12 protein-coding genes and 1 pseudogene (1 of these 13 only partly in view) are annotated in these 11,077 nt (G+C 43.0%); 1 reads left to right on the top strand and 12 read right to left on the bottom strand.

The genetic code is table 11. From position 1 onward, the window contains the following. From B3182_RS02655 to B3182_RS16315, 3 genes and pseudogenes are all read right to left on the bottom strand, one after another. Window positions 1-624 (bottom strand): annotated as a pseudogene (locus tag B3182_RS02655) (lytic transglycosylase domain-containing protein); the annotation flags it as partial. 328 nt (window positions 625-952) lie between these two features. Beyond that, window positions 953-1,285 (bottom strand): thioredoxin family protein, encoded by a 333-nt coding sequence (locus B3182_RS02650; RefSeq protein WP_292353499.1) that lies wholly within the window; start codon window positions 1,283-1,285, stop codon window positions 953-955. 590 nt (window positions 1,286-1,875) lie between these two features. After that, window positions 1,876-2,133 (bottom strand): TIGR02450 family Trp-rich protein, encoded by a 258-nt coding sequence (locus B3182_RS16315; RefSeq protein ID WP_366652718.1) that lies wholly within the window; start codon window positions 2,131-2,133, stop codon window positions 1,876-1,878. A 136-nt stretch (window positions 2,134-2,269) separates the two neighbouring features. On the opposite strand from B3182_RS16315, the gene B3182_RS02645 reads away from it, so the two are divergent. Continuing rightward, window positions 2,270-3,442 carry an AI-2E family transporter gene (locus tag B3182_RS02645; protein ID WP_292353498.1) on the top strand — a complete coding sequence of 391 codons (1,173 nt, stop codon included), beginning with the start codon at window positions 2,270-2,272 and terminating at the stop codon, window positions 3,440-3,442. A 171-nt stretch (window positions 3,443-3,613) separates the two neighbouring features. Here the strand turns inward: B3182_RS02645 and B3182_RS02640 are convergent, their stop codons facing one another. From B3182_RS02640 to prfB, 9 genes are all read right to left on the bottom strand, one after another. Continuing rightward, window positions 3,614-4,084, bottom strand: coding sequence for a hypothetical protein (locus tag B3182_RS02640; protein ID WP_292353497.1), 471 nt, complete (start codon window positions 4,082-4,084; stop codon window positions 3,614-3,616). A gap of 173 nt (window positions 4,085-4,257) precedes the next feature. After that, window positions 4,258-5,184, bottom strand: a complete 927-nt coding sequence (locus B3182_RS02635) for a hypothetical protein (protein WP_292353496.1) — start codon at window positions 5,182-5,184, stop codon at window positions 4,258-4,260. A 97-nt stretch (window positions 5,185-5,281) separates the two neighbouring features. Continuing rightward, entirely contained in the window at window positions 5,282-5,626 is a 345-nt protein-coding gene (locus B3182_RS02630; RefSeq protein ID WP_292353495.1) for a hypothetical protein, read from the bottom strand. Window positions 5,627-5,736: 110 nt separating this feature from the next. Beyond that, window positions 5,737-6,447, bottom strand: coding sequence for a hypothetical protein (locus tag B3182_RS02625; RefSeq protein WP_292353494.1), 711 nt, complete (start codon window positions 6,445-6,447; stop codon window positions 5,737-5,739). 151 nt (window positions 6,448-6,598) lie between these two features. After that, window positions 6,599-7,309, bottom strand: coding sequence for an REP-associated tyrosine transposase (locus B3182_RS02620; RefSeq protein WP_292411470.1), 711 nt, complete (start codon window positions 7,307-7,309; stop codon window positions 6,599-6,601). Window positions 7,310-7,588: 279 nt separating this feature from the next. Next, a complete protein-coding gene (locus B3182_RS02615) occupies window positions 7,589-7,942 on the bottom strand; it encodes a hypothetical protein (RefSeq protein WP_292353492.1) in 354 nt (117 codons plus the stop codon). Between the two features lie 180 nt (window positions 7,943-8,122). After that, the gene (locus B3182_RS02610) at window positions 8,123-8,854 is read right to left on the bottom strand and encodes a hypothetical protein (protein ID WP_292411471.1); all 732 of its coding nucleotides are present in this window, start codon (window positions 8,852-8,854) and stop codon (window positions 8,123-8,125) included. Window positions 8,855-9,218: 364 nt separating this feature from the next. Continuing rightward, window positions 9,219-10,712 carry a lysine--tRNA ligase gene (lysS, locus tag B3182_RS02605; protein WP_292353490.1) on the bottom strand — a complete coding sequence of 498 codons (1,494 nt, stop codon included), beginning with the start codon at window positions 10,710-10,712 and terminating at the stop codon, window positions 9,219-9,221. A gap of 11 nt (window positions 10,713-10,723) precedes the next feature. Then, window positions 10,724-11,077, bottom strand: a protein-coding gene (prfB, locus tag B3182_RS02600) for a peptide chain release factor 2 (protein WP_292751421.1); it runs 823 nt beyond the window's last position. Within the gene, window positions 10,724-11,077 belong to an annotated coding region that runs on past the window's edge; the region does not span the whole gene.

Below are 11,077 nucleotides of genomic sequence, written 5' to 3'. Positions count from 1 at the left end.
CTGAAACGCCAGCCAGGCTCTGACGCCTGTTTCTTCCGTTTGGAGGCGGGTAATATGAGTTCGCTGAAGCAGGGACTGCTCACCACCTTGCTCACTCCCCGCCCCCATCATTTGCACGATCAATCCATCAAGGCTGTTCAGCGGCCCGGCCAGGTCAATTTGCACCCGCTTCATGCGCGGCAGTACCAGTTTATCGGCAATGAGCTGAACCGGTTTACTCAAAAGGCCGGGGGTGCTATCCGGGCGAGATAACTCGATCGAATCAGGCAGAAACTCTATGCCCAGTCCCGAAGCCATTACCTGTGGGGTCAGTTTCAACGCAAGACGACCCTGCCACGGTTTTGGGCCCCGACAAGCACCGAGCACATAAGCACCTGTCGTGGCAGTCAAGGCCATGCCGACAGACAATTGGGCATCTTCGGTCACCACAACCATATCGGACAATTCAACCCGATTGCATGGGTCGTTGCTAATGGTGCTCTGGCCATTCTCATCGAATTCAAGGACGCGACTGATCGCTGTCTGGAGATGCGCAGTTTCAGCCAGCAAAGGGATTTCAACTTCGCCCGCAGACAGCGCGTTCGAACTGTACAAGACGAAAAGCAGCCATCCAATATGTTTCATGCGATGTTCCAAAGGTTAAAGCGACGTGATTCCGGGTCAGGGACCCGAGCCTAATAATGGCCTGCAATATTATGCCGATCTTTTTTGACAAGTGTTATGAATTGCAAGGATCGGTCATCAAGGCTAATGGCGTTGCCAGGCTGCCGTCGCTCATCAAATTTGAAGTCAGTTTTTCGCGATATCCAGCCATTTCAATTCGGCTGTTCCAGGTCTTTAAGATTATTCCAAAAAGGGATTTCGAAGGTTTTGCGTTTAAGAGCAGCGAAAGGGGATGTTCTTAGAAGCGACAACGTTGAGTGCGTCAGATGCCTTAACCTATTAGCCACTTTTAGTTGAGTTTCGACATTAATTCGCGAACTTCATCCGAACGTAATGGCCTCACCAGACGATCCACTTCATGACCATCGTGCAGCAGTATCAACGTCGGCCAAAGCTTTACCTTGAACGCACGGCCCAATCGTTTGCCCTTTCCATCATATATTTTTAGATGACGCAGTTCTGAATGTTCAGATACGACTTCGTTTATCGCCGAACTTGCCGCCTGACAGTGACCACACCAGGGTGCGCCAAACTCCAGTAACGTGTCACCGGACAACTCGCTAATTTGTTCAGGTGTAAAGGATTCTTCTGCGTAATCAGAGTTAGAACCAATATCGTTCATCACATTTACTCCCCACTATGAATGTAGACTACAACTATATTTTGATGGCGCTTCATAAAGAAGCCCAAGCTAAAAAAATAACTATCTTCTGCCACAAACATAATCTGTATGTTTATATCTAGAAACAATCATGTATGCAGATATTCAGTCTTGGTCGTCCAGGCGTTTTCACAGCATGAAAAAGTAATTTTTACTAATTAAAAAATTACTATTAATAAGAAACTGGCCCTACTAATTTCTTTTGATTACATCTAGCCAAACAGCCCGTAAAAAAGTAGTAGAACCTTACTCGTTGTGGAAGGTACAAGTTAACTGATGTTATCGCTCACTATTTGAGAAGCATGCAAGTATGAGTTGTTAGTGAGCCAGAAAAAATCGGCCCACATCCATTGAAAATAACGAGGAGAGATTCATGTTTAAATTTTTAGGCAGTGTAGCAGGGATTATTTTTATTATCGGATTGCTTGTCGTGATCGGCCTTTTTGCGTTGATTTTTTAAGCCAGTTTTATTCTCGGCTTTCAAGGGATCAAGGGGTAAAGTATCTCAAAACCAAATACTCTGCCCCTTTTGGTCCCTCCACTGCTAATAGCTATTTCCAACCCTGAATCCATTTTTCTTGGTTTTTTAATTCCGTCCAGTCGATTGAATAGAGCTGCTTAGAGATAATCGCTTCCAATTTACATGAAGTAACCGAGCCATCTTCGTCAAACTCGATGTCCGATACCAGGAAATGCTTTTCTCGCTTTATCGGATTCACTGCTGTCCATTTACTGTGGTGTAACTTAGCTGGGTTTATTCGATTCACAGTAAGACCTGATGAGAATAGTATGGAATTCAAGATTAACATGACACGATCGTAAATAAACTCACATCCTAAATACTTTCTGAGCGGTTTCAGCTGGCATTAAAATATCGATTATAAGATTTTGTCTATATAGTGAATCAAAACAATAAAAGAGTAATTTACTAGAGGCAAAGCTTATATGTCAGAAGATATACAAAATAACCACACTAAGCCAGATGCCAGCCCCGTGTTAGTGCCAAACGATACGCCTACCAGCGCCCTTTCTAAGGCGAATTCGCACTGGGCAGTAATCGGTATATTTTTACTGCTCTTACTGGCCAGTATTGCCTACGCTCGTTCTTTTCTCGTGCCTGTGGCGCTTGGCGTGTTGTTGGCACTGGTGTTCAGTCCTGTACGGCGTTTCCTTGAGCGCCGCAAGCTACCACCTGTCGTCTCTGCGCTGATTATTGTGGGAGGACTGATCACGCTTATAGGCTTAGGGGTAAGCTCGCTGGCTGATCCCGTGCAGAGTTGGATTAAAGAAGCGCCCACAATCGGCTCTAAATTAGAGCAAAAACTCCGCGGTGCCAACGAATCGGCGAAAGCGGTAATAGACGCCGGAAAACAGATCGATCAGCTCGCCTCCGTAGAAAACGATGGGGAGCAAGTTCAGAAGGTCTCAGCACGCGAGCCTGGTGTGCTTGTAAAACTTGCCACCTCGGTGCCTGAAATTCTGGCGCAAATGTTGTTTACCCTAGTGTTGCTGTTCTTTCTGCTGGCCTCCGGTGATATGTTTTACGAAAAGCTTGTTCACATCATGCCAACGTTCAAAGATAAACGAAACGCGATCAGAATTAGCTATGACATCGAACGCAAGTTGTCGAATTATTTGTTCGCTATTACCCTTATTAACGCTGTGCTTGGTATAGCGATTGGTGTATCGATGTGGCTGCTGGGCATGCCAAACCCCATCTTATTTGGTGTGTTAGCGTTCGCCTTTAATTTTGTGCCGTATCTCGGCGCTATTGTCGGCGTTGCGATAGCGGCCCTCGTGGGTTTGCTGACCTTTGACCATACCGGTGCCGCGCTGCTGCCGGCCCTAGCTTACTTGACCTTAACTATTATTGAAGGACAGTTTGCCACGCCATATTTCGTAGGTCGGCGGTTAGAAATGAACCCCGTCGTGATTTTTCTCTCGGTCGCACTGTGGGCCTGGCTGTGGTCGATTGTGGGCATGTTGGTAGCGGTGCCGTTATTGGTTGCTGTTCGCACCTTTTGTGAGCATATCCCCAGATTGCAGGCATTTGGTACTTTTCTTTCTGCACGGGGTAGTGAAAACGTTAATTCAGAAAACGCCGACACAGAAACCTGATGCGTTATCTCTGGCGTTTGCTTATAAGCGACCGAAATCGAAGAATAAATTGAGTGTGCCCCCTAAAATTTTATCGGTTGCTAAAAGCTACATAACTTTAAAATCAAATTGGCTGACCATTTGATTTCCTCAAGAGTTTGTAATCACCCTTAAATGCTTTGTGGTTGAGAATCACTTATAGTATCGAAACTCTTTCTCTTCAAATGCTGGTAAGTCATGAATAAAGGACTTGCCTGGGTAGCTTTGACATTCAATATCTTTAAGTAACTTATCGCCTTTAACCACATATATACCAGCACGCTCAACTTTCTCTCTGGATCCATCATCAAGCCAAGCCCCATTACTGATACTGGAATAAACCACATACCGGTAATTGCCATTAAAGAAAGTTAAATTACCTTCTCCACCACCACTATATGCAACACGACTAAAGTGAATGTCTGACGTTAACTCAAGCTCGATTTTTTGCTGTGAACCAAACCGATAAATTAAGGTTTCTTTATCATTACGACACACCGAAACACTTTTGGATTTAAAGTCACAAGCAAAGGAAACTCTTTCGTGTGTTTCACACAAGTCTTCAGAGTAGACGTTGGTGCTGAACAGGATCGAAATAAACGCTAACAATAAAACTTTTTTCATGTGTGTCCTCCACGGCTTAAAGTAAGCCTAGCGCCTTACAAACTCCGTGCTTGAGCTATTGGTTAGAAATGTATAGGTATTATCGTCTGCAAAGTAAACTTTCTTGCATTGCTGTAAAAACGTTTAGGGAATCAAACTAAATCAAGTTGGCTGAACCCTTGATATTCCAGAGATCAATGACCACTCGCCGATCTGAATTCCGAATGTGAAAGTCCTTTACCTGGATGATATTTATTACAAAAATCATCGAAATCCTTGAGGGTCTCAGCAGTATTACCGATAGTACTCATACCTTCGTCAGACATTGACGGCCAGTCGGGTATTAGACGGTGCAGTAGTGCAAGCGCCATTAGCGCCGAATTTAATGGATACTGTATAAGACCAGCAATCGTACTTTGATATCGGTGCAAAATATCATTAATTAATAGTGAGTCCTGGTTTGGGTTAAAGGTAAGGTCCTTTTCTCTCTCTTCTACAAAACAAAAAACTGAAGGAGAAGCCGGATGCGTTAACTGGCATAACTCAGCATAAAGATCAGATAGTCCAGAGACACCAAAATTTTCTAAGCATTGAATATACTCTGAATTGGACTTATTCCGATGGTGCGGAAGCGGTTCTTCGTCTCTCTTCCAATGCTTGGCATAAGCATAATGAATCAGAAGATTCTCTAGACTCTCAAAGGTTAGGAAGTTCTGCTCAATATCGTTGGGATAATTGAGGGCAATGTACACATACTTATATGTAGATTTTAAAGTCGGGAAAAGATTCTGCATTAGATGAAAGGAATCAGAAGATGATTCCAGCAATCCGCGCAAAGAGCTAGAAAATGAGAGCGCATTGCCATCATCAACTGAACTGAGAGTTGATGAAAGCCACCGAGACGTTCTTACCAATGAAGTGATGCATGATAAGTGTGATCGCTCAAGTATCCCGAGAACATATACCGAATGCATGTTCTGAAATAGTTCAAGAGCATTATGAGGATTTAATACAGCAGGATTCGGTTCAAGAAACATAGCCTCATACTTGATACCGCATGACTCCTTTATAATCCGATCAATATAAGGTCGATACGCTTCGTCTATAGCTTTTAGTTCCATGTCAGTCCTAAACTATACGGAAAAATGAAATCAATGGGGTCAGAGTCTGACCCCATTGATTCAGGATCAGCCAGTGGCTGAACCCTTGATTCCCTGGTTACGAATTCAGTCGTACTAGAAACGTGAGAACCGCACCAACCACCAACCAGAAAAGATTGAAAGAGGCCTCCTGAAGTCTATGTAAAAAGCTTTTCTTCTGCAGCCCATCTTTCCACTCAAAAAGTGCAAGAGCGCCTTTTGGGGTTATCGTTATTTTATTGTTCGTATTTACCTTATCGTCTTCGAGATTTATCAGACCATCTTCTGCCATTATTCTTATCAATGCAGCCTCCTTATGGCACTCTTCTGAACCTGTATTTTCATTCTCAAAATATTTTTTAAGGGGATGGACATCCTTGGCTACCTGACTAAGGAGCTCGACGTAAATTTTAATTGGTTCCAAAACTAACTCCCTAAAGCTTCTTGGATTGATAATGCACGCAAAAGCGGAAAATAGAGAGCTTGAGCAATTAATTTTTCCGACTGATTACACTTACTTGTTAAATGAATTACTTAAGGCCAAGATAAATCTTTAAGACCGTCGATTTCATTTCTTACTAATTCTGAAAATTTATCTGATAAACCATCACTCGCATTCCTACGAATCATTTGGTTTTCATAATGATTAAGTTCATCTTTCGAAGCTCCCATACCCTCAAGATCAAGAAGCGTCTCTCTATCATACTTAGATAAACTCCGTTCCATCTTGTCGATGGATAATTTCTCTAGTTCATTATATTCATTTAGTAGAATTAATCGCTCTTTATCAAGTTTTCGCGATATGACTGCGACTTTATCTTGAAAATACAAATAATCAATTGTATTTAATAGTTGCATATCATCTACCGCATCAAATGATTCTGTTAAACATTTCGTTGATTCAATATTGAGAATTTTTTCCGTGAGATTAATCAGCTCACCTTTAGATTCCCGATAACTCGATAGAATGGGAATGGGTATTAATAACCCAGAACATTTTGCCCCTGCTGAGGTAATAAAACGTCTTACAGTATAATTTCGTATTGTCGAATAACTTTGAAGAAGAGATTCATTTACTTTTTCAAGTTCTAATTCTTTTTTTGCGATTGATTCCTGTAATACATCCTTTTGGTAAATTGGTAAAACAACAAAGTAAAAACCAAGAACCGTGAATAGAAAAAGGAAAAACTGAGTTATATGGCTTAGTCGCTGTAAATATAGATCGATCTTTTGGGACTTATTCATATGAAATTTCCATTTCTGTACTTTTGTAATTGACATGGTTTAATGAGTCATCCGCTGAAAATAACCGATTGCTTATAAAAAGCGCCGCGATAGTGACGTCCCAGTGAATAAGAGCGAACAATCTTCAATAGAAATCAAAGAAATCAAGGGGTCAGCCAACTTGATTTTGATATTTCGCACTTTTCCTATCCCCTCCGTGAGATGTTAACGTCGCTGGTCTTCCAGTTTGTTTGCAGACCCAATATTGAAAGTTTTCATTGCCCAGTGCCTCTCCCCTAAGAGTAGCATCAGTAATTTTTTGATTCTCTTTCCCTAACGCCATTTTGTCCATCATTAATTTATATCGGGTAGCTCTTTCTTCTTTGGTAGCTGCCAATTCAAGATAAAGTGGGTGCTCTGTTATAAGCTGATCTTTTTCGCAAAGTGCATTGTGATGATAACTGGACCAAGGGTATTCATGGATTTCTTTTACCATTTCGGCTTTTACTGGATTCATTTCAATATAGTTGTATAGCCTAAAAAGATAACCATCGCTGTCTATCAGAAAGGATTTGAAACGCCCTTCCCAAATGGTGCCAGTGCGTTTTCGGCCGGCATTAAAATATCTCACATAACGATTCGTCATAGACTGCATAAATACAGCAAGTTCATGTTTATCTTTGGGAGTAAGGAGTAAGTGCAGGTGATTTGTCATGATGACGTACGCATGGAGATGACAATCTGCTTTATGAAGCGATTCTGCAATATCACTGAGGATCCGGGTCATGTCCTCTTCATTTTCAAATATATTTTGACGATTATTGCCTCGATGCATGATGTGTAGAGGCTGACTGGGTAGAACCAATCGAGGGAGTCTTGCCATGTCGTTACATCCTTGTAGCGATAAGATTTTGGTTACTTTATAACATCAGTTTACGGAATTAAACCAAATCAAGTTGGCTGACCCCTTGATATTTAAGAATCGACATCATTGAGCTGGGCAGGTCGTGTATACGTGAGAACGCGATCTCGTGTTCATCTGAACGTGATTTTATCAATTTGATGAATTCGTGCACGAAACCTACCTTGTCTTATAACGATTAAGCTAAGGGGCAGGCTTTAGCCTGTCCCAGTGAGCGAAGCGAGCGATTTGAGCGCATTGTTAGCAATCAACTAAATTCTTCCAGGTTTTACCCCATACGGTTACTGATTTACGGGATCGACTTTTTTCTAGGGGGAAGAATTTTCGCTGATACTTAACACCATTGAGATCAACAATTTCGTTGCTTTTAGCGTTTGGAAATGCAGCATCTAGTTCTTTTTCTGTCTGCTCTTTGGGCGATAGCTTTATAAGTCCACTACTTTTTAGTGATTCAGTGATAAGCCTGACTTTAGCGCGTGCTGATTTCCGTTGCGATTCATGCTTGTTTGGATTGTTGCTGCTGTCATTGGCAAAGCTATCATCCCATTTTTGGAGTTCTGCCTTGGCTTTTTCAAGGTCGTCCAATGAGTACATGTTTAGTCCTTTGTTTTGCTAATGATTAAGCTAAGGGGCAGGTTAGCCCGTCCCAGCGAACGAAGTGAGCGATTTGAGCGACTTGTTAGGGGCTGCATACAAAGCCGTGATCTTGTTTATAGCGATCCACCAATAATCAAGGGGTCAGCCACTGCCCCCTTGATTCTCATTGATTTAGATTCATTCAAAGTCTAATCCAGAGAGATTTGGGACTAGTGTGTTGATTTCTTCTTGCGAGACTTTCCTTGGTTTGTCTTCTCCATCGCTATAGAAAATGTCTTTACCCGCAGGGATAAACATTTTCCTAAACAATATGTAATCGTAAGCACCTTTATCATCGAATAACCAAAGTCTTTCTAGCTCATTATTGTTGAACTCACTTGAAGTCTCCAAAGGATCTTCATACCCACCTGGAAACGATTTAAACCTGTATACAGTGGCTAATATTCGAACAGGAATCCATTGTGTCCCACTAACCGAGATAGTCGACAAAGCGCTCCGTCCTATATCACCAGCCAAATGATCAGTTCCAAAAAAGAATTCAACTGGCAGAGGCTTTCCGTCTAGTTTCAATAGATTCCCAAATTTGTGGCGCTGAAAATCATGCTCTGATTCGAAAATTATTTTATGCGAAGGCAATGATATTTTTGATGCAATGAAGCCGGATCTTGTCAGCAAACGAGCCGCAGTGACCCAAGAGATTCGATCAGAAGTTAGACCGTTACCTTGGGAATTTAATACATCATATGCTTTGTTTATCAAATTGATTGAGCTCTCAAGATATATTTGAGATTCGTCTAACTTTTCCTTTTGACGATGCACATGAAGCGAAAATACTAAGGTGCTAGCAATTATTATTAAGACAAGTAGCTGAATATAATCACCGACTTCCATAAGTGGCTCTATAGACATCAGATAGCCAAGATATCCGACCAAGGATATTGCCAAGAACCCACAAATAACTCCCATAAACTCGGGCATTAACGATTTAAGACAATTACTCATAAACAAAATAATCGTAATGGTCAAAGTTGATTGATTTTAGGATTATTATCATTGCAGCATAACTTCCATGTGTTTTTGATTCACCATAGCTCTCTTTCAAATAAGTGACAATATAAAAGTGTCTCCACTTCCCTTGCTATGTCACATAAAAAAACGGGCTGTTAAGCCCGTTTTCTGGATTATTCGCTTCGCACACACTTAGGGCCACCCTATCGGCTGTTCAACGCGCTCCGCACTTTTGTCCCGCATTCGCGAGAATGGCAGTGTTTAATTACTCAGGCCGCATATGCGGAAACAGCAACACGTCTCTAATTGACGGTGAGTCAGTCAACAACATCACTAAGCGATCAATACCAATCCCCTCACCCGCTGTTGGCGGCATACCGTATTCCAGAGCACGGATATAGTCAGCGTCGTAGTGCATGGCTTCGATATCACCGGCATCTTTTTCAGCCACCTGGGCTTTGAAGCGTTCGGCCTGGTCTTCGGCATCGTTTAATTCCGAGAAGCCATTGGCGATTTCACGGCCACCGACGAAGAATTCAAAGCGGTCTGTGACAAACGAGTCGTTATCACTGCGTCTTGCCAACGGGGAAACTTCAGTTGGGTAGGCAGTGATAAAGGTTGGTTGCATCAGTTGATGTTCGACGGTTTTCTCGAAGATTTCGATTTGGACTTTGCCAAGGCCGTAGCTGTCTTTTAATGGAATGCCCAAGCCTTGAGCAACTTCTCTGGCCGCTTCGATGCTGTCGAGTTGTTCGGCTTTCAGATCGGGGTTGAAGTGCAGGATAGAATCTTTAACGGTCATGCGATCAAATGGTTTGGCAAAATCAATATCCAGACCTTGGTAATGTACTTTGCTGCTGCCGAGTACATTCTGGGTCACAGTACGCAGCATGTCTTCGGTGAGATCCATCAGATCATTAAAATCAGCATAGGCCTGATAAAACTCGACCATGGTGAATTCAGGATTATGACGGGTGGACAGACCTTCGTTACGGAAATTACGGTTGATTTCAAACACCCGTTCAAAGCCACCGACAATCAGTCGTTTCAAATACAGTTCTGGTGCGATACGCAGAAACAGATCCATATCTAACGCATTGTGATAAGTGGTGAACGGTCTGGCTGTGGCACCACCGGGAATGGCTTGCATCATTGGCGTTTCGACTTCGAGGTAGTCTTTGTCCATTAGGTAACGACGCACACCATCAATGACTTTAGTCCGAATACGGAAGGTTTCACGGCTGGCTTCGTTCATGATCAGATCGACATAACGCTGGCGATAGCGTGTTTCCATATCGGACAGACCGTGGAATTTTTCTGGTAATGGACGCAGTGATTTGGTCAGTAATTTGATGGTTTCGACATGTATCGACAATTCACCCTTTTGGGTACGAAACAAGGTACCTTCGGCAGCGATGATATCGCCGTTATCCCAGGTTTTGAATTGTGGGTAGACGCCTTCGGGTAATTCATCACGCGCGACATACAGCTGGATATCACCGGACATATCACGCACAGTAGCAAAGCTGGCTTTACCCATCACCCGTTTGGTCATCATCCGACCGGCAATGGCAACGCGGCGTGGTGTGGCTTTGAGTTGATCGCCATCCCATTCGGCATATTCGGTTTGCAACTCGCCGTTCATTACATTGCGACGGAAATCATTGGGGAAGGCATTGCCTTGTTCGCGAATGGTCGCCAGTTTTTCACGACGTTGGGCAATCAGTCGGTTTTCGTCAAATTCTGTTTCTTGGGTCATGTTGGATTCGCTTATAAACCTGATTTGAGTGAGGCTTCAATGAATTGATCCAGATCGCCATCCAGAACCGCCTGCGTGTTTCCGGTTTCGACACCGGTACGTAAATCTTTGATGCGTGATTGATCGAGTACATAGGAGCGGATTTGACTGCCCCAGCCGATATCCGATTTGGATTCTTCGGCGGCTTGTTTGACTTCGTTTTGCTTTTGTAATTCCAGCTCATACAGTTTGGCGCGTAACTGGCTCATCGCCTGGTCACGGTTTTTATGCTGTGAGCGTTCCATCTGACATTGCACCACGGTGTTGGTCGGTACGTGGGTAATACGTACCGCTGAGTCGGTGGTGTTCACGTGCTGACCACCGGC

This window comes from Methylophaga sp. UBA4204, from assembly GCF_002379485.1.
In the GTDB taxonomy this organism is placed as follows: Bacteria; Pseudomonadota; Gammaproteobacteria; order Nitrosococcales; family Methylophagaceae; genus Methylophaga.
This window is presented reverse-complemented; position numbering and strand designations above follow the sequence as displayed.

What these genes read in the sequence shown, in the direction of transcription:
- lysS (WP_292353490.1), bottom strand. Translation starts at nt 10,712, where the DNA reads ATGACCCAAGAAACAGAATTTGACGAAAACCGACTGATTGCCCAACGT.
- B3182_RS02640 (WP_292353497.1), bottom strand. Translation starts at nt 4,084, where the DNA reads ATGAAAAAAGTTTTATTGTTAGCGTTTATTTCGATCCTGTTCAGCACC.
- B3182_RS16315 (WP_366652718.1), bottom strand. Translation starts at nt 2,133, where the DNA reads ATGTTAATCTTGAATTCCATACTATTCTCATCAGGTCTTACTGTGAAT.
- B3182_RS02645 (WP_292353498.1), top strand. Translation starts at nt 2,270, where the DNA reads ATGTCAGAAGATATACAAAATAACCACACTAAGCCAGATGCCAGCCCC.
- B3182_RS02610 (WP_292411471.1), bottom strand. Translation starts at nt 8,854, where the DNA reads ATGTCTATAGAGCCACTTATGGAAGTCGGTGATTATATTCAGCTACTT.
- B3182_RS02615 (WP_292353492.1), bottom strand. Translation starts at nt 7,942, where the DNA reads ATGTACTCATTGGACGACCTTGAAAAAGCCAAGGCAGAACTCCAAAAA.
- B3182_RS02635 (WP_292353496.1), bottom strand. Translation starts at nt 5,184, where the DNA reads ATGGAACTAAAAGCTATAGACGAAGCGTATCGACCTTATATTGATCGG.
- B3182_RS02650 (WP_292353499.1), bottom strand. Translation starts at nt 1,285, where the DNA reads ATGAACGATATTGGTTCTAACTCTGATTACGCAGAAGAATCCTTTACA.
- B3182_RS02625 (WP_292353494.1), bottom strand. Translation starts at nt 6,447, where the DNA reads ATGAATAAGTCCCAAAAGATCGATCTATATTTACAGCGACTAAGCCAT.
- B3182_RS02620 (WP_292411470.1), bottom strand. Translation starts at nt 7,309, where the DNA reads ATGGCAAGACTCCCTCGATTGGTTCTACCCAGTCAGCCTCTACACATC.